This is a genomic window from Enterobacter sp. 61D5, from assembly GCF_034107965.1.
Classification (GTDB): domain Bacteria; phylum Pseudomonadota; class Gammaproteobacteria; order Enterobacterales; family Enterobacteriaceae; genus Enterobacter; species Enterobacter cloacae_M.
Genome location: NZ_JAWNFK010000027.1, coordinates 22574 through 43998 on the forward strand (window position 1 = coordinate 22574; position 21425 = coordinate 43998).

A 21425-nucleotide genomic window follows, 5' to 3' on the forward strand; every position below is an offset into this window, starting at 1 on the left:
AAGCTGAGGAAATAACAATGCACTACACACTGAAAGATAGCGACAAGGAAAAAGCGGAAGGGTCAAACGGCGCGGGCGCTCTGCAGCAAAAACTGCTGGAGTCTCGTTCGATTGTGATCTCCGGTGAGATCAACCAGGAGCTGGCGCAGAAGGTCATCACCCAGATGATCCTGCTGCAAAGCGTCAGCAACGATCCGATCAAGCTGTACATCAACAGCCAGGGCGGCCACGTGGAAGCGGGCGATACCATCCACGACTTCATCAAGTTCATCCGCCCGGAAGTGCACGTCATCGGCACCGGCTGGGTGGCGAGCGCCGGGATCACCATCTTCCTGGCGGCGAAAAAAGAGCACCGCTACTCGCTGCCAAATACCCGCTTTATGATCCACCAGCCGCTGGGCGGCGTGCGCGGTCAGGCAACGGATATTGAGATCGAAGCGCGCGAGATCATCCGCATGCTGGATCGCGTGAACAAGCTGATCGCCGACGCCACCGGCCAGCCGCTGGAAAAAGTGAAAAAAGACACCGATCGCAACTTCTGGATGTCTCCGGCAGAAGCGCTGGACTACGGCATCGTGGGCAAGCTGATTACCCATTATGACGAGCTGAAGCTGGATTAAGTTTTCGCGGCGTGTTTGAGTCGGGTGGCGGCTTTGCCTTACCCGACCTACACGCCCTCGTTTGACCCATGACAAGTTCCCCCTCTGCCTTCTTGCCTATAATCGCGCCTGTTTCCCCTCTCACAGGTGCTACCCATGGCGTATCAACTGAATCTGAACTGGCCGGAATTTCTTGAGAAATACTGGCAAAAACAACCCGTAGTGCTGAAAAATGCCTTCCCGAATTTTGTCGACCCGATTACCCCGGACGAGCTGGCAGGGCTGGCGATGGAGCCGGAAGTCGATAGCCGTCTGGTGAGCCATTTCAACGGCAAATGGCAGGCCAGCAATGGTCCGTTTGAGCACTTTGACGATCTGGGCGAAACCGGCTGGTCGCTGCTGGCGCAGGCGGTGAACCACTGGCATATGCCTGCCGCGGAGCTGGTGCGTCCGTTCCGCGTCCTGCCGGACTGGCGTCTGGATGACCTGATGATCTCCTTCTCCGTGCCGGGCGGCGGCGTGGGTCCGCATATCGATCAGTACGACGTATTTATCATTCAGGGGATGGGCAGCCGCCGCTGGCGCGTGGGCGACAAGCTGCCGATGCGTCAGTTCTGCCCGCATCCGGCGCTGCTGCACGTCGATCCGTTCGAGCCGATCATCGACGAAGATCTGGCCCCGGGCGATATCCTCTACATCCCGCCAGGATTCCCGCACGACGGCTTTACCCATGAGACGGCGCTCAACTACTCCGTCGGCTTCCGCGGGCCGAACGGTCGCGATCTGATCAGCAGCTTCGCCGATTACGCGCTGGAGAACGATCTGGGCGGCGAGCACTACAGCGATCCGGATCTGACCTGTCGCGAACATCCGGGCCGCGTGGAGCAGTACGAACTCGATCGCATTCGCCAGATGATGTTCGACATGATTAGCAAGCCGGATGATTTCACAAAATGGTTCGGCAGCTTTGTCTCCACTCCGCGCCACGAGCTGGATATCGCCGCTACCGAGCCGCCGTATGCGCCGGAAGAGGTGCTGGACGCGCTGCAGGGAGGCGAAACGCTGTCCCGCCTGAGCGGCCTGCGCGTGCTGAACGTCAACGGCAGCTTCTTTATCAACAGCGAACAGCTGGAGACGGTAGACGCGAAGGCGGCGGATGCGCTGTGCCGCTACACCGAACTCGGTCAGGCCGAGCTGGGCGATGCGCTGAATAATCCGGCGTTTGTTGAAGAGCTTACCGGGCTGATTAACCAGGGGTACTGGTACTTCGACGAGTAGTGCGGCACGGTTTTCTCCCTCTCCCTGTGGGAGAGGGCCGGGGTGAGGGCATCAGGCCGCACTAGCCCTCCTCCATCGCAATCACAATCGCCTCGCCCATCTTCTTCAACGCCTCGCGATGCTTATCCGTCGGCGGCAGCGCCACGTTGATCCGCAGACAGTTGCGGTACTTCCCGGAAGCTGAAAACAGCGACCCGGCCGCGGCCTGGATCTTCAGACGACACAGCTGCTTGCTGACGCACACCATGTCGACCTTCTCCGGCAGCTCAATCCACAGCAGGAAGCTGCCCTGCGGACGTGTGACGCAAATCTCTGCCGGAAAATACTGCCGCACCCAGCAGGTGTAGGTTTCCATATTCTGCTGATAAATCTGACGCATACGGCGCACGTGGCGATGGTAATGGCCGTCGCGAATAAACGCCGCCACCGCCATCTGCGTGCCCGGCACGTTAAACCCGCCCGCGGCGTATTTCATGTGCATCACCCGGTCGTAATAGCGCCCCGGCACAATCCAGCCGACGCGCAGGCCCGGCGCCACGGTTTTGGTAAACGAGCTGCAGAGGATCACGCGGCCGTCGATATCCATCGAATGAATGGTACGCGGGCGCGGGTACTCCGCCGCCAGCTCGCCGTAAATATCGTCCTCCACGATCACGATATCGTGCCGCTGCGCCAGGGCTAAGACCTGCTTTTTCCGCGCTTCTGGCATGATAAACCCGAGCGGGTTATTGCAGTTGGGCACCAGGATCACGGCCTTGATCGGCCACTGCTCCAGCGCCAGCTCTAACGCCTCGATGCTGATCCCGGTCTCGGGATCGGTAGGAATTTCAATCGCCTTGATGTCAAACCCGCGCAGCATCTGCATGGTGCCGTGAAACGACGGCGATTCTACCGCCACGATGTCCCCCGGCTTGCACACCGAGAGCAGGGCAATCGACAGCGCGCCGTGGCAGCCGTTGGTGATGACAATCTCGTTCGCTGCCACGGTGGAGCCGCCGTCCAGCATCAGGCGGGCGATCTGCTCGCGCAGCTCCAGGCGGCCGTCGAGCACGTCATAGCTCAGCATCTCGGCAGGGTTGTGCTGCGCGATGCGGCTCATCTCGCGCCACAGGGGCTTCAGGCTCGGCTGGTTAATATCCGGCGAGCCGCCGCCAAAGGAGATCATCTCTTTGTCGGCGCGGGCGTCCAGCAGCATCATCACCTCATCCCACTGGGTGACGTCCACGGGGCGCTGCACCGGGCGCGTCATGGCCGGAACCGGCGGCTGGGCTTTGCGCTGCGAGACAAAATAGCCGGAGCGCGGCTGAGGGGTGATCAGCTGGAGGTTTTCGAGGATCTGATAGGCCTGCTGTATGGTGCTGATGCTCACGCCGTGCTCCTGGCTCAGCGTGCGCACCGACGGCAGACGTTCGCCGCTGCGATACAGCCCTTGTTCAATGCGTTCTGCCAGAAGGTTGGCCAGATGTTGATAGCGCGTCATGCTGTATCCTTTGTTTTCACCATACAGATTGTAAAACCAGTACAGATTGCCGTAAAAAATGGCATGCAGATACTGTTTTAGCGGATCTGTATGGTAAACAAAAGCAGTTTTTGAATCTGTATTGTAGAGGCCGTTTTCCGTGATGATAAGCCCACTGGCACAGCGAGGTGATCATCATGGAATTCTACGAGAATCATTCAAAACGTCCGTTTATTGTGTTCGTCTGGATCGGCAAAACTATCTGCAACTGGTATCGCATCAACCGCACCCGGCGCATCCTGAGCCAGATGAGCGACGAGCAGCTGAAGGACGTTGGTTTATCCCGCAATGATATTTAAACCGTAGGCCGGGTAAGGCGCAGCCGCCACCCGGCGATTTCAGCTCAACAGCGCAAGCGTCTCCCGCTTCGGCCTCTCCAGCAACGCCACCGCCTCTTCATATGACCGCACGTTGTTATAGCCCATCACCAGCCCGTAGCGTTTCCCCGACCCGCGATACCACTCCGAAAGCGCATTGACCTGCAGCTGCTGTTCCTGCCAGCAGCGCGCCACTTCCCGGTCACCGCTGCCTTTGGTCAGGAACGCCACGATATGCATCCCGCCGTCGTTTTGCTCGGTGAAAAACAGATCGCCATACACCTCGCGCAGGGCGGCAATCATCCAGTCGCGGCGGGTCTGATACAGCGCGCGCATCTTTTTCAGGTGACGAAAAAAATGCCCTTCGTTGAGAAACGCGGTGAGGATCTTTTGCGTCAGCACCGGCTGGCCGCTGGTGGTAATGTCCGCGCAGTCGGTAAAGGCCCCGACGGTGCTGGCGGGCATCACCACGTAGCCCATGCGCAGCGACGGCATGATGGTTTTACTGAAGGTGCCCATAAAAATCACCCGATCGTGCTGGTCGAGGCTTTTTAGCGACGGCAGCACCTTGCGGGTGTAGTGAAATTCCCCGTCGTAATCGTCTTCGATAATCCACGCCTCGTTCTGGCTGGCCCAGTCGAGCAGCTGCTGCTTGCGCGGCAGCGAGAGGGTGACCGCCAGCGGGCTCTGGTGCGACGGGGTGACGATGGCAAAACGGGCGTCGCGATGGTGACGGAGCAGGTAATCCGTGTCGATACCGCAGCGATCGACCGGCACCGTGTGCAGGCGCGGCACGATCCGCTTGAGCAGCTGCTGGCCCATAAAGTAGCCCGGATCTTCAAACACCACCTTGTCGCTGCGGCTGGCAAGCGTGTCGAGGATCAGCCGCAGGCTGCCGCTGTAGCCGCTGGTGATCAGCACCTGTTCGGCGCTGCAGGACAGCCCGCGTGAAATATTAAGATAGCTGGCGATGGCCTGGCGCAGCGGATACCAGCCCAGAACGGGCGGATTGAGCATCTCCTCCTGACGCACGGCGCGCGTCGCCTGTCCCGCCAGCAGCAGCCATTTTTTATACGGAAAGCTGTCGAGGGCGGGAATGCCGGGGCGCAGAAACCCCGCCCGCTCGCGCTGGCTGATGAGCGATGCCGGAAGCGTACCGGTGGGCTGTTCCGCAGGAGCACTCTTATCCGGTAACAGCAGATCCGGGTTGACCCGCGTGCCGCGCGCGCCCTGGCTCACCAGATACCCTTCCCCCGTCAGAATGGCATACGCCGTTTCGACGGTTTTACGCGCCACCTTCAGCTCTTCCGCCAGCACGCGGATGGCCGGCACCTTATCGCCCGGCTTCAGCACGCCGCGCGTGATGTTGTCGCGATAGCGGGAATAAATCTCGTGATAGCCCGGCTTCATGTCCTACCTCTTTTCACGATTTTTGTATCTTTTTACTATGTCATGAACGGCGTAGATTTGCTGCATCGCATGACATATGCCGCACAAAAAGAGGAAAAACAATGAGCACTCGCGTCAACCACCACAAAGTTACACCCGCCCTCGCCAACGCCCTGTCTGCCCTGAGCATGGAGGTGGCAAAAACATCCATCGACCCGGCGCTTAAGCACCTGATCGACATTCGCGTATCGCAGCTGAACGGCTGCACCTTCTGCCTGGATATGCACTCGAAAGAGGCCAAAATTGCCGGCGAGCGCGAGCTGCGCCTGTATCATCTGGCGGCCTGGCGCGAGTCCCCGCTGTTCAGCGCCCGCGAGAAAGCCGCGCTGGCCTTCACCGAAGCGCTGACCCAGATTGGCGTTCACGGGGTAAGCGACGCGCTGTACCGCAGCGTGGCGGAGCACTTCTCGGACGTCGAGATTTCAGAGCTGAACTTCGCCATCGTGGCGATCAACGCCTGGAACCGTCTGGGGATCACCTCCCGCATGGCACCGGGATCGCTGGACGCGGCTTACGGGCTGAACAAGGCTAACCTGGAATAATCCCGCGCTCGCGGATCGTCGCCACCAGCGCCCTCAGGCCTGGCGGGACGTGGCGATGGCCGGGGTAGTACAGGCGCAGTCCGGCAAAGGGCTGCGCCCAGTCGTTTAGGACGCTCACCAGTTCTCCCCGCTCAAGCTCTTCCCGGATATACAGTTCCGGCAAAAATCCCACCCCTAACCCCGCTTTCACGGCGCGGATCGAGGCAAAAAGATCGGACGTCGCAAAGCGCGGCGGCACGGCAAGGGCGTACGTTTCCCCCCGACGCGCCAGCTCCCAGCGGTAGATCCCGCCGTGGGCCATGCGCATGCCGATCCCCTGATGCGAAAGCAGATCGTCCGGCGTCTGCGGAATGCCGTGGCGTGCAAAATAGTCCGGCGTGGCGGTGACCAGCTGGCGGATCTCCCCGGTCAGCGGCACGGCGATCATGTCCTGCGGCACGGACTCTTCAAGGCGGATCCCCGCGTCGTAGCCTTCCGCGACGATGTCGATCATTCGCGCTTCGCTGACGGTCTCTACGCGCATCTTCGGGTAGCGGATCATAAAGTCGATCAGCAGCTGGTCCAGAAACAGGGCGCCGATATGGTTCGGCACGTTCAGACGCAGCGTGCCGGCGGGCTCCCCGGTGTCGCTGTGGATCTCCTCGCTGGCGAGACGGATCTCCTGCAGGGCCGGGCCGATACGCGCCACGTAGCGCTGTCCGGCGTCGGTGAGCGCCACGCTGCGGGTGGTGCGGTTAAAGAGGCGGGTATCAAGGCGGCTCTCCAGCCCTGCGATGGCGTTGCTGACCGCCGTGGCGGACATGCCCAGCTCCTGCGCCGCGGCGCGAAAGCTGCCGCGCCGCACGACCGCCATCACTACTTCCAGCTCTGTAAGACCTGAACGATGCATAAATTATCCTGAAAATCGAAACAACCCTTGCAGCATAGCGTGGATTATCGCAACGGAGAAGCCGTGACAGACTGTGCTCACACAGTCTGAGGAGGTTTATATGCACACCATCGAACAGATCTTTATTAACGGCGAATTTGTTACCCCGCACGGCACCGAGTGGTTTGATTTGTACAACCCGGCGACGGCGCGGGCCATCGGCCAGGTTCGTCTGGCGGATGAGGTTGACGCGGAGCGTGCCGTTGCGGCGGCGAAAGCGGCGTTTCCGGCGTGGTCACGGACCACAAAGCCGGAACGCCTCGCGGCGCTAAAACGTATGCACGCCGCCGTGGCCGCTTGCCACGACGATCTGCTGGAAGCGGTCATTGAAGAGTACGGCGCGCCCGCCTCGCGCTCGGCGTGGATGGCCAGCTATCCTGCGGAGGTGATTGCTCAGGCCATTGAGGCGCTGGAGGCGTTTGAGTTCGTCATCCCCGCAGGCGCAGCGACGGTGCAGATGACGCCGCTTGGGGTGGCCGGGCTTATCACGCCGTGGAACAGCGACGCCGGGTTTATCTGCGGCAAGCTGGCGGCCGCGCTGGCGGCGGGCTGTACGGCAGTCATCAAGCCGAGCGAAATGAGCGCCCTGCAAACCCGGATTGTCACCGAAGCGCTGCGCGATGCCGCGCTGCCGCCGGGGGTGTTTAACATCGTCACCGGGCGCGGCGAAACCGTCGGTGAAACCATCAGCCGCCATCCGGATGTGGCAAAAATCTCGTTTACCGGCTCGACGAATACCGGCAAGGCGATCCTGCGCAACGCGGCGGAGAGCTTTAAGCGCGTGACCCTGGAGTTAGGCGGTAAATCGCCAACCATCCTGCTGGATGATGTGGATCTGGCGCAGGCGATCCCGCTGGTGATTCAGGCCGGGTTTATGAACAGCGGGCAGGCGTGCGTGGCCGGGACGCGCATTCTGGTGCCGCAGGCGCGCAAGGCGGAGATCGAAACCGCGCTGGCGCAGGCCGTGGCGGCGGTGAAATCGGGCGATCCGCGCGATAGCGCGACGGACGTCGGCCCGCTGGTCAGCGAAAAGCAGTGGCAGCGGGTGCAGGGCTACATCCGTAAAGGTATCGAAGAGGGGGCGCGTCTGCTGGCGGGTGGTATAGGGAGACCAGACGGCACGCGAGACGGCTGGTTTGTGCGCCCGACGCTGTTTGCCGACGTGAACAACCAGATGACGGTCGCCCGTGATGAGATTTTCGGCCCGGTGCTGTGCGTGATCCCCTATCGTGACGAGGCGGAGGCTGTCGCCATTGCCAACGATACCGAGTACGGCCTGAGCGCGATGGTGCTTGGCCGTGATGCAGAGCGGGCTCGTCGCGTGGCGCAGCAGATAGTCTCCGGCCGCGTGCTGGTGAACACCCTGGCTCATGAACCGAAAGCGCCGTTCGGTGGCTTCAAACACTCCGGCGTGGGGCGCGAGATGGGGGAGTGGGGGATTCGGGCATTTATGGAGCCGAGGTCGATTGTGGGTTAAGACCGCTGAAGGTAAAGCACGCCCCGCTAGTCGGGGCGCTACGTGCAGTATCACTCTTCAAACACGCTCTCAAAGGTTTTAGTCGGTAAGAACAGCGTGAATTCATTCTCGGCCAGGAGCGGTATGAACCCCATTTTGAGGTAAAACTCTTTGGCTTTATGGTTGAGTGCTTCAACAAACAGGCCGTGAATGCCGACGGCAAAGGAGGCCAAATAAACGGTCTTCATGGCATGAATGACGAGTAATTCTCCATAGCCTTGCCCCTGAATACGTTTATCAATCGCCAGACGGCCAAGGGTGACGCTCGGCACATTTTTATAAGGAATACGTTTTTGCTGAGTTTTTGAGGGCAGGTAAGCCTTTTCAAAACAGCTTCCGGAGAGCGTGTAATAGCCCAGAATACGCGGTTTTGGCTCTCGTGTGGTGAGGACATAACCCCGCAAAAACTTTCCACGATGCTGGCGTTTCAGGTGCTCCGCCAGAAAGGTATTAAGGCTCTCTTCTCCGCAGTCGAACTGGCTTAGGTCGTACTCAACGTCTTCTGAAAAAATCCCTATCTTCACGTCGTTCACGTTTTACTCCATATCCAGGAGACGCTTAGCCGCTCGCTTCAGGCGGTCATTTGGCGCAGGCGGATTGCTGATGGCATCCATCACCGTATTCCAGGATGCTTCGCTAAGGACCAGGCGGCGGTGCTGGTCAATTACCTCTGCTGCGCGTTCAGAGGCTGTGCTGACCATGAATTGTGAAATCGACTGGTTTGTCATTGCCGCCGCTTCTTCGATCATGTTTTTGTCATCTTCGGTTAACCGGAGATCGATGCGCTGTTTCTTCAGTGCTGACATGGTTTCATTCTCAATCTTTATCCTGGCTTAACGCCTTGTTTTACAGGTAAAACTTGTGTACGGTGTTTATCCGTACATTAATCATAGGTGTGTCCTCACCGGAAATCAACGAGTAGTTGAGCGCAGCGCCATCCGGCACAACGCTTCGCTCCTTACCGAAGCATTGTTCTTTTTCCTCCTGCATTCTCTCCTCATCCCTACAACGGAGAGAAAACCATCATCGCAGTCATTTTCGAAGCCAAAGCCGCATTACCCCGCCAGAAACTACCGCGCCGAAAGCCATGCGCGAAGCCCGAGCCTGCTACGACCATCTTGCCGGAACGGCTGCGGTGCAGATCTATGATTTTATGCAGGCGGAAGGCTGACTGGAGGCTGACGGTTCAGCGCTCACGCTGTAGCTTCGGCGATTTACAGCCGGACCAGGACATCGCTGTAAGGCATTTATTTTCCTGAATCACATTCACCGCTTCAGGTTAAAAAATGACTGGGGATCCCTCACCCCACAGGTAAAGGAAGAACATCCTTTTCGCAATTCCTGCGCTTTTACCTCTCGTTTCTTGATACTTACCCTGATAACTATTATCTTGACCGCGTGTGACGAGAGGTTTCCCCATGAGTGAAGAAGAACTGTTCTGCCGCAGGCCGATGGGCATGCGGATGGCGATGATCGTGCGCCAGTGGCGTGCGGTGATCGACGATGCCATTCTCGATACCGGGTTAACCCAGTCGAGCTGGACGGTGATGATGCAGCTTCATCAGCTCGGGGATAACGTCTCAATGAGTGAGCTGGCGGAGGTGCAGGGTATTGAACTGCCGCCGCTGATGCGCACCCTGACACAGCTGGAAAAGCAGGGTTACCTGCTGCGCGCCGTATCGCCGTATGACAAGCGCATCCGGCTTCTGACGCTGACGCCTGATGGAAAAGCCATATTAAAACGGCTCACTCAGGTGATTGAGACCTATCAGGCGCGCGTATCGCAAAACATCGCGCCGGAACATATCGACATTTTCAGCGCCACGTTGAATCAAATCGCCTGCAATTTGCGGACAATCCGCGAAGAAGATAATAAGACCGAAAAATAATGACCCCTGAACAAAAGTTTGCCCGCTGGGTAAGGGTGAGTATTGCCTCTTTCCTGCTGATGTTTGTCTACTTTATCGTCGCGGATATCTGGATCCCGCTGACGCCGGACTCCACCGTGATGCGCGTGGTGACGCCGGTTTCTCCGCGCGTCTCCGGCTATGTGGCGGCGGTACATGTCCACAATAACAGCCAGGTGAAGAAAGGCGATCTGCTGTTTGAGCTCGACGACACGCCGTTTCGCAATAAGGTGGAAGCGGCGCAAATCGCGCTTGAGCAGGCCCGCCTTTCCAACGAACAGCTGGATGCGCAGATCTCTGCCGCGCAGGCCAGCCTGAAAACCGCCGTGCTGAACGCGCGTAACGACAAAGTGACCTTCGATCGCTACCAGAAGCTGAGCACCCTGCAGAACGTCTCGCAGGCGGATCTGGATAAGGTTCGCACCACCTGGCAGAGCAGCGAGCAGTCCGTCAGCTCCATTCAGGCCAACATCCATAACCTGCGCATTCAGCGCGGCGAGCGGGACGAGCACCGCAACGTGACGCTGCAAAAATACCGTAACGCGCTGGATGAAGCGGAGCTTAACCTCGGCTGGACGAAGGTCTACGCCCAGGCGGACGGCACCGTCAGTAACCTGCAGTTAAGTCCCGGTTTTTATGCTTCATCCGGTTCCGCCGCGCTGGCGCTGGTGAACAACCAGACCGATATCGTGGCCGATTTTCGTGAAAAAAGCCTGCGCCATACCCATCAGGGCACCGATGCCGCCGTGGTGTTTGACGCCTTCCCGGGGCACGTTTTCCGCGCCCACGTGACCAGCAGCGACGCGGGGATACTGGCGGGGCAGGAGGCCGTTAACGGCCAGCTCTCCGAGCCGGAAACCTCCAACCGCTGGGTGCGCGACGCCCAGCGCATGCGCATTCACGTGACGCTGGATGAGCCGCTGCCGAAGCATCTGCCGACCGGCGCGCGTGCAACCGTGCAGCTCTACAACAGCGAAGGGCCGTTTGCGCGCTTTTTCTCCGGGATGCAGATCCACCTGGTGAGCCTGCTTCACTATGTCTATTAGCACCCTGGCGCGGGTATTTACCCCGCACGGCAACATCGTCTATACGGCAAACGACTTTCGCCAGACCCTGCGCATCGTCTTTGCCGGGATGATTGCGCTGAGCATCTCCAGCTTCTACAACACCAGCTACGGCGTGTTTTTCGTGGTTTACCCGATCATGCTGCTCTCGCTGGTACCGGTGTTTAATCGCCACGTGGCGAAGCAGTTTATCTTCAGCGCATCGCTGAACTGCGTCGAAATGGTGATTATCATCGGCTATCTGTCGCAATGGCCGGTCATTATGACGCTGGTGGTGTTTGCTCTGTACGTCATGCGTTTTCGCTTTATGAGCAAGGGGCCGCTGTTCCTGTTTGGCTCAATGGGCGTGGTGTGCCAGAGCGTGATGCTCAACTTTATGAGCTACCCCACCACCAACTGGCACACGCTGCTGTTTTCCAACATCGAAGCGAGCATCATGGCGGTGTGCCTGAGCGCGCTGATGAACTATCTCCTGCCGGACGTGGAGCCCCGCAAGCCGCCGCCGCTGATTGAGAAAGACGATGCCCGCGTGCGCCACGAGTCGCTGCTCTCCGGCACCGTCGCGACGCTGATATTCGTGGTGTTTCAGATTAGCGACTTAAGCGATTCGCTTTCCGCGCTGATGGCGGGTATTTTGATTCTGTTCCCCATGCACTACCGCGGTTCGGTGATGAGCTCCATCTGGCGCGTGGTCGGGGTGGTGTTGGGCTGCCTCTACATTCTGGTGGTGCAGCTGATCCTCTACGATCACAGCAGCCATATGCTGTTGATGATGCCGCTGATCGGCCTCGGGCTGGCGTTTGGCGCGCGCCTGCACGTGATGGAAAAGGTGGGCGCAGGCGTGGGGTTTTCCAGCATTACCACCATCGGGATTATGTTCGGGCAGAACATGCACCCGGACACTGACCTGGTGTTCAGCGATCTCTATCGCATCACCTCCGTCACCTTTTCGCTGGTCGCAACGCTGACGATGGTCTTCCTGGTGCACCTGATCCTGAACCGCTTCGAGGCGACGCGCTACGTCATCGCGCCGCCCAAACCAGGTTAATGCCCCAGCACTGCCGGCAGCTGCGAGAGTAAAAACAGAATCAGGCCAATCGTTCCGCCCACCAGCGTGCCGTTGACGCGGATAAACTGCAGATCCTTGCCAATATTCAGCTCAATCTGACGGGACATGTCTTTGGCGTCCCAGCTTTTGACCGTGTCGCTGATGTGGCGGGTCAGAAACGCGGCGAAATCCGGAGCGAGGCGGTGCGCGGCCTGCTCCAGATGCTCGTTCAGCGACGCCTGCAGGCTGGCGTCATTAGACAGCGTTTCGCCAAACCACAGCCCGGCGTTGGCGATGCGTTGCTTCACGCGCGAATCCTCGCTTTGCATATCCGCCTTCAGCCACTGGCGCAGATCGGCCCACATCTCGCCCAGATAGCGGTTAAACGCCTCATCGTTTTTCAGGTAGTGCTTGATGTTGTCGGCTTTCGCCGCCATTTCCGGATCGTTTTTCAGGTTGTCGATAAGCTTCAGCGTGGCGCGGTCAAACGCCTGGCGGATCTGGTGCGTGCGGTCATGGCTAATATCGTCCAGCAGCGTGTTCACCGCGTTCGACACCATCTCCGCGCTCTGATCGCCCAGCCACTCGGTGGGCAGCACCATCGCCTTGCGCGGATGCTCGGTCTTCAGCCAGTGGACAATCTGATCGGCAATAAACTCCCGCGTGCTTTCCCGCTGAATCAGGGTAATCAGCCGGTTGATAATGGCGTCCAGCAGCACCTGGTGACGGTTGTTTTTGGTCATGCTCTCCAGCATCACGGCGCTGGTTTCGGTGAAATCAACCTTGTCGATGGCCTTATGCACCGCCCGTTTGAGCAGCCGCTGAATGCGCCCGTCGTCGGTGAGTTCGAGAAAACCGCTCATTACCTGCATCAAATGCAGACCGACGCGCTGGGCGTTGTCGGGCTTGCTGAACCAGGCGCCGATCATCTGCGCAGGTTCATAGCGGCGAATCAATGCGACCAGCGACTGGGTATCAAGAAACTTCTCCTGCACGAACTGGCCGAGATTGTCGCCGATCCGGTCTTTATTGCGCGGGATAATTGCCGTATGGCGCGAGATAAATGGAATGGGCACCCGGCGGAACAGCGCAACCACGGCAAACCAGTCTGCCAGCGCGCCGACCATCGCCGCCTCGGCAATGGCCTTCACGCCGCGCACCCAGAAGGTCTGCGGCAGGAACAGGGTGGTGATAAACGCCGCGGCGGCAACCAGCAGCAGCGACAGCGCCAGCAGCTTGGCGCGTTTGAGTTCAGCTATTTTTTCCATGGGTTAAGGATAGAGGGTTGTGGGGGAGAAGTGCAAAGTACCCTGACTAACAGTTTTGTAGGCCGGGTAAGGCAACGCCGCCACCCGGCATATGCACTACCGTATCAATTCTCCTGATAAGCCTTTTCGATAAGCAGTTTCGCTTTCATCAGGTCATGCTCATTACGAACGACCAGCTCAACGTTGCCTGTACCCCAGTGCCCGATATGGGTAACATCCCGGCTAAATCCCTCTTCTAACTGAATATGCTCAGGATCCAGTTTCAACCATAAACGGATATGTGGATCGGTAACGGGATAAACTCCGGCACAGACAAAATTCCTCAGCCGTCTGAATGCGCCGTACAACTTCAACTCTTTATACTGAACTTCATCACCCAATGAGAGAACATAGCTTTTGAGCTGTTCGAACAAGGCAGTTAAATCAGAAGAGGCACTGGCAAGTTGTTCGCTATGAGTGCGGGTATTGCGTTTTCCATTACTTGTAATGACCGTCTCGGTTGCTGATTCAGAAAATGCATTTTCAACCACTGCATTGACCAGTTCAAACATGAGCAGATCGTCAGAAAAAAGCTTGTAACGAATCAGGCTGATATTACGGTTAATTTGCTGAACGGCATGTTCGTCATACTTATTGAAATCAGCGGCAATACAGAGCAAGCGCGTGCCTGACCAGTCAATAGCCTCTGCCGTCTCTTTACCGAGCTTCTCCATAACCAGCCACTTAAATTCAGCCTTATGATCGAGAAGCCAGTATAAATAAAACAGCCCCTGGTTGATGACATTTTCATTGCTGTGGCGTTTATATTCGATAATGACCGGGCAGTTATTTTCGTCCAGACCCAGGGAATCAATGCGTCCACGGTGGGTCTTACCGGTACTGTATTCACTGTCGAGAAAACGAACGCCGAAAAAGGTATCCATTCGGGATTCGATCAAGGATTGCAGCTCTTTTTCGATGGTTGCTGCTTTACCGGAAAGTTCTTTTACGCCGCTAGCACTATAGCGGAAGAGCTGGATATCACTCATGAATCAATTCCCTGCGCATTTTTGCGATGTCATACATCAGGTGAGCAAACCCTTTGGCAACTTCCGGTGACGATAAATACTGCATCATCATCTCCTTGTGCGCTTCATTGCTGTCCATCACGGCATCATCAATGGCTTTCGTAAAGTCGCCCAGCATGGCCTGCTCACGGGTGTTGTTGTCGAGTTGTGTCATGACAAGTTTGTTTTCTGCGAGCTTATCGTAAACCACAAAGGCGTAGTTGAGCATATCCATATCTTTGTCGGTCAGGTTTTCAGTGATAAACAGCTCGTTGAGCTGCGACAGCACCTGCGACATAAACTCCTCTTTCTTATCTTTTGCTTTTGCGGTGCCGACGTCATTAACCGGCTTGAGCTTATACTCTGCTGCATCCTCCTGAAGCTTAATATGCTGCTCCTGGATCTTTGAAAGCCGATAGTGGCTCATTTCAACATTGGAAAGATCGACGTCATCTTCATCTATTGCCTCTTCACGCAGTAAGGGGCGAAGGTGTCGACAATAAAGGCTTAACTTTTCCAGCGACTTGTCATCGTAGGCGACGATCTGTGACATAAATTCGTAAAAGCGTACAAAGCTGCCGAGGTCTTTTTTGAAGATCTCGAGACGATCTTTTTCCTGCTTGCAGGCTTTAAAACTGTTTTCCGCGTTCGCGAGCAAAATGGGGTTAGGGGAATCCCTTTTTGTTAACTCATAGATCTGTTTAGCGCTGATATACGCCTCTTTCGCGGAGGTATATCGCATTGCCCAACGGTTTACTGCGGGCAGGCAAATATTGCTGAGCGTCGCATTCGATTTCTTCTTGCTGTAAAAAGCCTCGCATAGCTGTTCCACTTCGTGCCATAAAAATATGCCCATCGCGCGAAGTTTCTCATACAGATCGAACACCTGATCTGGATTGCTGACATCGGTCAATTCAGCCGTTTGGTAGTAGGGCTGGAAGGCCGCGAGGATATCGTCAGGTTCGTTATAAAAATCGAGTACAAAGGTGCCGGATTCTTTTTTGCCGGGATAGGTTCGGTTGAGACGCGACAGCGTCTGCACGCACTCCACGCCCCCAAGCGCTTTATCCACGTACATGGCGCACAGCTTCGGCTGGTCGAAGCCGGTCTGGAATTTATTGGCCACCAGCATCACCTGATAGTCATCAGTATCAAACGCCTTACGCATATCGCGGCCTTTGAGCGCCGGGTTCATACTGATTTCAGTGAATTTCTGGTGCAACAGCGCGAGGTCGTTCATGTCATTTTCCTGGAATTCAACCTCGCCTGAGAATGCCACCATTGCGGCGATTTTCCCGTAGCCCATTTCAGAGATGTATTTATCAAACGCCAGCTTGTAGCGCACCGCAGCCTTGCGCGAGCTGGTCACCACCATCGCCTTCGCCTGCCCGCCAAGCAGATGCATCACGTGCTGACGGAAGTGCTCAACGATGACTCTTACCTTTTGCGCGACATTGTGTTCATGCAACGTCACCCACTGGTTGAGCCTGATTTTCGCCCGGTTGCTGTCTACCTCCCGGTCTTTATCACCCATTTTTTGCAGCAGCTTATAGGCCACTTTGTAATTGGTGTAGTTCTTCAGCACGTCAAGGATAAAGCCCTCCTCGATGGCCTGGCGCATGGAGTAAACATGAAACGCCGCAGGTTTGTTGGTTCTGGATGCGGGTTCGTGCGGGTTGGGTCGGCGGCCAAAAAGCTCCAGGGTCTTCGCCTTCGGCGTCGCGGTGAAGGCGTAGAAGTTGAGGTTGGTACTCCCGCTGCGTGCGGCAAGGGTGGCGTCGAGGATATCTTCAGAGGTCAGGACCACATCCTCGTCGGCCCCTTCGCTCATCAGCACTTCTTTCAGCTGGCGCGCCGTGGAGCCGCTCTGGGAGGAGTGCGCTTCATCTGCGATGATCGCGTAGGTTCGTTCTTTGAGGCTGGTGCTGTTTTCGATCGCTTTGAGTACGAACGGGAAAGTCTGAATAGTGACGATGATGATGGGCTGCGAGTGCTCCAGCGCGCTGGCAAGCTTCTCCGATTTCGAGCCTTCCCCCTCGCGGTTGTTGATTCGCCCGACCACCCCATCCGCATGTTCAAACTGATAGATGGTGTCCTGCAGCTGATCGTCCAGCACGGTACGGTCAGTCACAACAATCACCGAGTGGAAGCGTTTTTCACCCTTTTCGTTATGCAGACACGAGAGCTGATGCGCCGTCCAGGCGATGGAGTTCGATTTTCCGGATCCGGCGCTGTGCTGGATGAGATACTTGTTGCCGGTGCCTTCTTCGTCTGCGGCGGCAATAAGCTTGTTCACCACGTCCCACTGGTGATAGCGCGGGAAGATCAGGCTCTCTTTTTTGACCTTTTTACCGTCCCAGTCCTCTTTTTCCTCGATTTGCAGATGCACAAAGCAGGCGAGGATTTTCAGCAGATTGTCGGGGAGCAATACCTCGTTCCACAGATAGCTGGTGGCGTATTCATGGTTATCCTCCGGGATGTCGTTCCCCGCGCCGCCCTCTTTAGTGCCTTTGTTAAACGGCAGAAAGAACGTGTCGTCACCGGCAAGCCGGGTGGTCATGTAGACCTCATACTGGCTGACGGCGAAATGCACCAGCGCGCCGCGCTTGAAGGTCAGCAGCGGCTCAGGCTTGTTGGTCGCCGGATCTTTCGGCAGGCGCGTTTTTTTGTACTGGTTAATGGCGCTGTTGACCGTCTGCTTGAATTCGGATTTCAGCTCCAGAGTGGCAACGGGAAGGCCATTGATAAACAGCACCAGGTCGATGCGCCAGCGTTTGGCTTTTACATCCGTGGCATTGCTGGTGGCGTGAGGGCTAAAAACCAGTTCCGGAACGATACGGCATATGTTTTGCCGATAGCGCGCAAGGGTGTCCGGGTTGAGGTTGTGATCCGGCTTGAACTGACATAACGAGAAGCGAGCGTTATGGCTTTTAATGCCGTGGCGCAGCACCCCCAGAGTACCGTAGGTTCGGGACTGGAGATCGGTGGCGTTGGCATCGGCTTTTTTAAGCTGTGCGACCAGCACATCGAGAAAATGACGCTCGGTGTCGTTGGGATAGATGCGGGTGAATTTTTCCCACTCCTGCGGCTGGGTGGTCTGGACAAACGTCAGCGCATCCTGCGGATAGAGTGCCCGTTCGCGATCGTACTTGCTGCCCGTGCCGGGAACCCAGCCGTTTTGGCACATCTGGTTTATGATATCGGCCTGCAGGTTCGATTCTTTGGTGACGTCGGCGATCATGCGGTGGCCTCCTCATCGGCGAGGGATGATTCGGTGCTGCTGGCGGGAGGCGTCCAGTCGCGCAGATCGATTTTCCCGGTGACGGCGGCGGCGATCAGGGCGGTGCGGCGTTCTTTTAGGAGATCGATTTGTTGGAGTTGTTTTTGTAACAGTTCCTCTATATTTTCTTCCTTTTTCTTTATATGTTTGAAGATGAACATCTGTTCTTCATAATTAGGAATAGGAAGAGGTAATTCTGCAAATTCATTAAAACGAAATTCTGTTGAGCGCTCTCTGATTCCTTTAGATAAAGATTGGATAAAATTAGTAACTGCTAATTGACGAACGAGATAGCCATAATAGTAAGTATAAATAAGTGTTTTTTCATAAGGGATACAAACAGAACAAACAGGAGAGCACTTTCCATTCGAATCACTAACCCCAATTGCACCAGCAAAACCATCCATAGCATGTATCACAAGGTCTCCTTTTAAAACCCCTTGATACCCAATTTCTTTAATGGCGAAAGTAAACCCATCTGTTCTTTTGTTTTGTCGAAGTGTGACATGTCCGTCACGAAATGCCGTAATTATTCCAGCATGCTTTGATATCGGCCTTTGCATTTTACGGAATATAAATTTTGCTCTTTTCAGTATCCAGTGTTCTGGTATATTACCTAACCAATCAACCCCAGAATCCTTCATCGGTGCATCAGGGTTTAGCCCTTTGGTTACGGCATGGCTAATCACTGCCTGACGTTTTTCTTTTAGTAGTTTGATAAGTTGGTGTTGTTTGTCTATAAGCTTATCTATTTTCGCAGTTTCACTGTTTAGAAAACAAACAGTTTTATCTATCTTTTCATTTGGGATAGATATTTTAACTTGACCAAGATCTTCTGATGATAACTCTAAAAAAGTACTTCCTCGCCCAAGATTATTAAGTTGCTCATTTAATATTGTTAGCCAATAGTAAATGAATGTACTTAAATTATCGTTTTTGCAAACCAAAGATTTACATCCTTGATTAGTACAGGATGATATTTTATTTAATGCTAATGAACCAATCGGAGCTCTGGTTGATAGAATAACTGTATTTGGAGGGACTAAAGATGCTCCGCATGAGTTCAATCCTCTTTTGGTTATTTTCCTCAAGCTAGAATAAATGAACCTTCCTTTTTTCTTACTTAAATCAGTTGGTGTAAGCCAGTTTATCTCACCATTCCAAAATGCATCAATATCAGATCTTGGAGTTGAGCCATTGATAATTATTGTAATATGCTTTAGGTGTACAATATTCCAAGTTGAAGGAATTTCCCCCAACCACTCAACCCCAGAATCCTTATATTCCGGATACGCCTTATACTTAGCCATCAGGAGTGTACCTCCTGCAGCAGCTTCATAATCTCCGCGCTCAGCGCATCCAGCTCCGCGTCAATCTCTTCCAGCGGGCGCGGTGGCTTATACACATAAAAATGCCGGTTAAACGGAATCTCGTACCCAACAACCCCAACCTCGCCGTCGCGGGCGTCGCGCTTGTCGGCATTAATCCAGGCGTCCGGCACGTGCGGCAGCACCTCCGCCTTCACGTAGCCTTCAATCAAATCGCTGGTCGAAACTGACGGATCGAGCGCTACGTTCTCGTTGTCGCGCAGGTCGGCATCCTGCTCAAACTCCACCACCTGACCGCAATACTCAAACGCGCCGTACAGCGGCTGCGCATCCTCCCTGAGCACCTTTTTAACGACCGGCTCCGCGTCCGGGTTTTTGCGGGTAATGGCCTCGATAAACTGCTTATGCTCTTTGGCATCCAGCTTCACGTCGGCGGTATTGAACGCCGCTTTGAGCGTCAGCTGGAACTGGTTGAAATCATCACTCGGCTGAGCGCAACTACCCGCTTTACCGTCCAGCGCCGACTGGATTTTTTGCGCTTTTACCATCAGCGCGCGCTGGTGTTGCCACAGCGTTGCGTCGAGCAGATCTTTAATCTGCTTCTCTTTCAGCTCAGGGAATTCTGCCTTGATAACGGCGCGTGCTTCCACCTCAAACTCGGTAAAACTGCCGTAGTTCTCGTCCTGCCAGAAGGCGCCGAACGCGTCGTACAGACACGCCATCGGGGCGTTGAGCGGTTTCGGCGCAAAGCGCAGCGCGGCGATGGACTCATCCGTAACCTGTGCCGTCAGGCGCAGCGGGCGCTCAATGGTCAGTCGGCGGAAGCCAAAGTCGGTGCTGTTGAAAATCTTGCAGGCGAAAGTGCGTTTGTCATCGGCGTCCTTAAGATCGACCACCTCAAAGTCGCCAAAGGTGCGGGTGATGAGCCGAATATCCTCCTCGCTCATCATGTTGCGCTTCGCGCCCAGTGACTTACGCATTTTGCTGCACAGCTTGCTGGCGTCGATCAGCTGGATCTTGCCCTTACGCTCCGCCGCCTTTTTGTTGGACAGGATCCACACGTAGGTGGCGATCCCGGTGTTGTAGAACATGTCGGTGGGCAGGGCGACGATCCCTTCCAGCAGATCGGCTTCAAGGATGTAGCGGCGGATCTCGCTTTCGCCGCTGCCCGCGCCGCCCGTGAACAGTGGCGAACCGTTGAGGATGATCCCGATGCGCCCGCCGGTATCGGCATCGCGCATTTTGCTGATCAGGTGCAGCAGGAACAGCAGCGAGCCGTCGGATACGCGCGGCAGGCCAGGCCCGAAACGCCCGTCAAATCCTTTGCGATGCTCGTTGTTTACGTCAGCTTCGATTTTCTTCCAGTCCACGCCAAACGGCGGGTTCGACAGCATGTAATCGAAGCGGTCGGCAGGAAGCTGATCGTTAGAAAGGGTATTGCCCAGCTTGATGCGGCTGACGTCCTGACCCTTTATCAGCATGTCGGCCTTGCAGATAGCGTAGGACTCCGGGTTCAGCTCTTGCCCGAACGCCCTCATCACGGCATTCGGATTCAGCTCGTGAACGTATTCCATCCCGGCTGAGAGAAAACCACCCGTGCCAGCCGTCGGGTCGTAAAGGGTGCGAATAACGCACTCTTTGGTTAGCGCCTCGTCGTCTTCCATAAACACCAGCGAAGTGGTGAGGCGCACGATATCGCGCGGCGTGAAGTGTTCACCGGCGGTTTCATTCGAGCTTTCGGCGAAACGCCGGATCAGCTCTTCGAAGACCAGCCCCATGTCATGGTTGGAGATGGCCTGCGGGCTAAGGTCGGTGGTGGCAAACTTCTGCACCACTTTGTAGAGGAGATTGGCATCATCAAGTAAGCCAATGAATTCGCTGAATTTGAAGTGCTCGAAAATCTCCCGCGCGTCTTTGGAAAAATACTGGATGTAGTTTTCCAGGTTGGCCTTGATGTCGTTTTGCCCCATTTTGCTCAGGTCCAGCGGCGAGGCGTTAAAGAAGGTCAGCCCGTTGGTGGCGCGCAGGATTAACTTTTCTTTCGCTTCTTCCGGTAGGGGAGTAGAGCGGACTTTTTGAGCCTCAATAACGACGGCCTCTTTCGTTTCTTCAAGCACGCATTCCAGGCGGCGCAACAGGGTAAACGGGAGAATAATGCGGCCATACTGAGATTGCTTAAAATCACCGCGCAGGAGATCGGCGACAGACCAGATAAAAGCTGCTGTTTGGGAGAAATTCAGGGTACTCATAAAAGCGTCCTTGCCCATATTTCAGGCATTTTTAATGATGATCTAAAACCCTCCTTTTATCATGGTTAAAAATATTGATCGACTAGA

18 protein-coding genes and 1 pseudogene are annotated in these 21425 nt (G+C 55.9%); 9 read left to right on the forward strand and 10 right to left on the reverse strand.

The features are described 5' to 3' along the window. The first annotated feature begins 17 nt into the window (after positions 1 to 17). Together UTM25_RS21305 and UTM25_RS21310 are read left to right on the forward strand one after the other, a co-directional pair. Positions 18 to 620, forward strand: a complete 603-nt coding sequence (locus UTM25_RS21305; protein WP_023310243.1) for an ATP-dependent Clp protease proteolytic subunit — start codon at positions 18 to 20, stop codon at positions 618 to 620. A gap of 135 nt (positions 621 to 755) precedes the next feature. Then, complete coding sequence (locus UTM25_RS21310; protein ID WP_194400907.1) at positions 756 to 1877, forward strand: cupin domain-containing protein; 1122 nt, start codon at positions 756 to 758, stop codon at positions 1875 to 1877. A gap of 61 nt (positions 1878 to 1938) precedes the next feature. Here UTM25_RS21310 and UTM25_RS21315 read toward each other — a convergent pair whose 3' ends face one another. After that, positions 1939 to 3357: a PLP-dependent aminotransferase family protein gene (locus UTM25_RS21315; protein WP_194400906.1), complete on the reverse strand. Its 1419-nt coding sequence runs from the start codon at positions 3355 to 3357 to the stop codon at positions 1939 to 1941. Between the two features lie 176 nt (positions 3358 to 3533). Here UTM25_RS21315 and UTM25_RS21320 point away from each other — a divergent pair, with 176 nt between their 5' ends. Beyond that, positions 3534 to 3695: a DUF1127 domain-containing protein gene (locus UTM25_RS21320; RefSeq protein ID WP_194400904.1), complete on the forward strand. Its 162-nt coding sequence runs from the start codon at positions 3534 to 3536 to the stop codon at positions 3693 to 3695. Positions 3696 to 3734: 39 nt separating this feature from the next. Here the strand turns inward: UTM25_RS21320 and UTM25_RS21325 are convergent, their stop codons facing one another. After that, on the reverse strand, positions 3735 to 5123 hold the full coding sequence (locus tag UTM25_RS21325) for a PLP-dependent aminotransferase family protein (RefSeq protein ID WP_194400902.1): 1389 nt from the start codon (positions 5121 to 5123) through the stop codon (positions 3735 to 3737). Positions 5124 to 5224: 101 nt separating this feature from the next. Between UTM25_RS21325 and UTM25_RS21330 the strand changes: the two genes are divergently transcribed. Further along, positions 5225 to 5704, forward strand: coding sequence for a carboxymuconolactone decarboxylase family protein (locus tag UTM25_RS21330; protein WP_014882392.1), 480 nt, complete (start codon positions 5225 to 5227; stop codon positions 5702 to 5704). Here the strand turns inward: UTM25_RS21330 and UTM25_RS21335 are convergent. Continuing rightward, positions 5691 to 6593: a LysR family transcriptional regulator gene (locus UTM25_RS21335; RefSeq protein ID WP_045404537.1), complete on the reverse strand. Its 903-nt coding sequence runs from the start codon at positions 6591 to 6593 to the stop codon at positions 5691 to 5693. The genes UTM25_RS21330 and UTM25_RS21335 overlap by 14 nt on opposite strands. Positions 6594 to 6693: 100 nt before the next feature. On the opposite strand from UTM25_RS21335, the gene UTM25_RS21340 reads away from it, so the two are divergent. Continuing rightward, a complete protein-coding gene (locus UTM25_RS21340; protein WP_194400900.1) occupies positions 6694 to 8109 on the forward strand; it encodes an aldehyde dehydrogenase family protein in 1416 nt (471 codons plus the stop codon). A 50-nt stretch (positions 8110 to 8159) separates the two neighbouring features. Here UTM25_RS21340 and UTM25_RS21345 read toward each other — a convergent pair whose 3' ends face one another. Continuing rightward, positions 8160 to 8681 (reverse strand): GNAT family N-acetyltransferase, encoded by a 522-nt coding sequence (locus tag UTM25_RS21345; RefSeq protein ID WP_194400898.1) that lies wholly within the window; start codon positions 8679 to 8681, stop codon positions 8160 to 8162. Between the two features lie 3 nt (positions 8682 to 8684). Continuing rightward, entirely contained in the window at positions 8685 to 8954 is a 270-nt protein-coding gene (locus UTM25_RS21350; protein ID WP_063143245.1) for a DUF1778 domain-containing protein, read from the reverse strand. Positions 8955 to 9190: 236 nt separating this feature from the next. On the opposite strand from UTM25_RS21350, the pseudogene UTM25_RS21355 reads away from it, so the two are divergent. From UTM25_RS21355 to UTM25_RS21370, 4 genes and pseudogenes are all read left to right on the forward strand, one after another. Next, positions 9191 to 9316: pseudogene (locus UTM25_RS21355) on the forward strand (transcriptional regulator); the annotation flags it as partial. Positions 9317 to 9566: 250 nt separating this feature from the next. Continuing rightward, positions 9567 to 10037, forward strand: a complete 471-nt coding sequence (locus tag UTM25_RS21360) for a MarR family winged helix-turn-helix transcriptional regulator (RefSeq protein WP_194400897.1) — start codon at positions 9567 to 9569, stop codon at positions 10035 to 10037. Continuing rightward, positions 10034 to 11101: a biotin/lipoyl-binding protein gene (locus UTM25_RS21365; protein ID WP_194400946.1), complete on the forward strand. Its 1068-nt coding sequence runs from the start codon at positions 10034 to 10036 to the stop codon at positions 11099 to 11101. Before UTM25_RS21360 ends, UTM25_RS21365 begins: the two co-directional genes overlap by 4 nt. Then, complete coding sequence (locus UTM25_RS21370; protein ID WP_194400896.1) at positions 11091 to 12167, forward strand: DUF2955 domain-containing protein; 1077 nt, start codon at positions 11091 to 11093, stop codon at positions 12165 to 12167. The genes UTM25_RS21365 and UTM25_RS21370 overlap by 11 nt, the downstream gene beginning before the upstream one ends. On the opposite strand, the gene UTM25_RS21375 is transcribed toward UTM25_RS21370, so the two are convergent. From UTM25_RS21375 to UTM25_RS21395, 5 genes are all read right to left on the reverse strand, one after another. After that, positions 12164 to 13435, reverse strand: coding sequence for a DUF445 domain-containing protein (locus UTM25_RS21375; protein WP_194400895.1), 1272 nt, complete (start codon positions 13433 to 13435; stop codon positions 12164 to 12166). The genes UTM25_RS21370 and UTM25_RS21375 overlap by 4 nt on opposite strands. Positions 13436 to 13539: 104 nt before the next feature. Further along, the gene (locus UTM25_RS21380; protein WP_194400894.1) at positions 13540 to 14463 is read right to left on the reverse strand and encodes a DUF5655 domain-containing protein; all 924 of its coding nucleotides are present in this window, start codon (positions 14461 to 14463) and stop codon (positions 13540 to 13542) included. After that, complete coding sequence (locus UTM25_RS21385; RefSeq protein WP_320715317.1) at positions 14456 to 17722, reverse strand: type I restriction endonuclease subunit R; 3267 nt, start codon at positions 17720 to 17722, stop codon at positions 14456 to 14458. The genes UTM25_RS21380 and UTM25_RS21385 overlap by 8 nt, the downstream gene beginning before the upstream one ends. Then, positions 17719 to 19071: a restriction endonuclease subunit S gene (locus tag UTM25_RS21390; RefSeq protein WP_194400892.1), complete on the reverse strand. Its 1353-nt coding sequence runs from the start codon at positions 19069 to 19071 to the stop codon at positions 17719 to 17721. Before UTM25_RS21390 ends, UTM25_RS21385 begins: the two co-directional genes overlap by 4 nt. Next, positions 19071 to 21338: a class I SAM-dependent DNA methyltransferase gene (locus UTM25_RS21395; RefSeq protein WP_320715319.1), complete on the reverse strand. Its 2268-nt coding sequence runs from the start codon at positions 21336 to 21338 to the stop codon at positions 19071 to 19073. The genes UTM25_RS21390 and UTM25_RS21395 overlap by 1 nt, the downstream gene beginning before the upstream one ends. Between the last annotated feature and the right edge of the window lie 87 nt (positions 21339 to 21425).

What these genes read in the sequence shown, in the direction of transcription:
- UTM25_RS21305 (WP_023310243.1), top strand. Translation starts at nt 18, where the DNA reads ATGCACTACACACTGAAAGATAGCGACAAGGAAAAAGCGGAAGGGTCA.
- UTM25_RS21310 (WP_194400907.1), top strand. Translation starts at nt 756, where the DNA reads ATGGCGTATCAACTGAATCTGAACTGGCCGGAATTTCTTGAGAAATAC.
- UTM25_RS21315 (WP_194400906.1), bottom strand. Translation starts at nt 3,357, where the DNA reads ATGACGCGCTATCAACATCTGGCCAACCTTCTGGCAGAACGCATTGAA.
- UTM25_RS21320 (WP_194400904.1), top strand. Translation starts at nt 3,534, where the DNA reads ATGGAATTCTACGAGAATCATTCAAAACGTCCGTTTATTGTGTTCGTC.
- UTM25_RS21325 (WP_194400902.1), bottom strand. Translation starts at nt 5,123, where the DNA reads ATGAAGCCGGGCTATCACGAGATTTATTCCCGCTATCGCGACAACATC.
- UTM25_RS21330 (WP_014882392.1), top strand. Translation starts at nt 5,225, where the DNA reads ATGAGCACTCGCGTCAACCACCACAAAGTTACACCCGCCCTCGCCAAC.
- UTM25_RS21335 (WP_045404537.1), bottom strand. Translation starts at nt 6,593, where the DNA reads ATGCATCGTTCAGGTCTTACAGAGCTGGAAGTAGTGATGGCGGTCGTG.
- UTM25_RS21340 (WP_194400900.1), top strand. Translation starts at nt 6,694, where the DNA reads ATGCACACCATCGAACAGATCTTTATTAACGGCGAATTTGTTACCCCG.
- UTM25_RS21350 (WP_063143245.1), bottom strand. Translation starts at nt 8,954, where the DNA reads ATGTCAGCACTGAAGAAACAGCGCATCGATCTCCGGTTAACCGAAGAT.
- UTM25_RS21360 (WP_194400897.1), top strand. Translation starts at nt 9,567, where the DNA reads ATGAGTGAAGAAGAACTGTTCTGCCGCAGGCCGATGGGCATGCGGATG.
- UTM25_RS21370 (WP_194400896.1), top strand. Translation starts at nt 11,091, where the DNA reads ATGTCTATTAGCACCCTGGCGCGGGTATTTACCCCGCACGGCAACATC.
- UTM25_RS21375 (WP_194400895.1), bottom strand. Translation starts at nt 13,435, where the DNA reads ATGGAAAAAATAGCTGAACTCAAACGCGCCAAGCTGCTGGCGCTGTCG.
- UTM25_RS21380 (WP_194400894.1), bottom strand. Translation starts at nt 14,463, where the DNA reads ATGAGTGATATCCAGCTCTTCCGCTATAGTGCTAGCGGCGTAAAAGAA.
- UTM25_RS21385 (WP_320715317.1), bottom strand. Translation starts at nt 17,722, where the DNA reads ATGATCGCCGACGTCACCAAAGAATCGAACCTGCAGGCCGATATCATA.
- UTM25_RS21390 (WP_194400892.1), bottom strand. Translation starts at nt 19,071, where the DNA reads ATGGCTAAGTATAAGGCGTATCCGGAATATAAGGATTCTGGGGTTGAG.
- UTM25_RS21395 (WP_320715319.1), bottom strand. Translation starts at nt 21,338, where the DNA reads ATGAGTACCCTGAATTTCTCCCAAACAGCAGCTTTTATCTGGTCTGTC.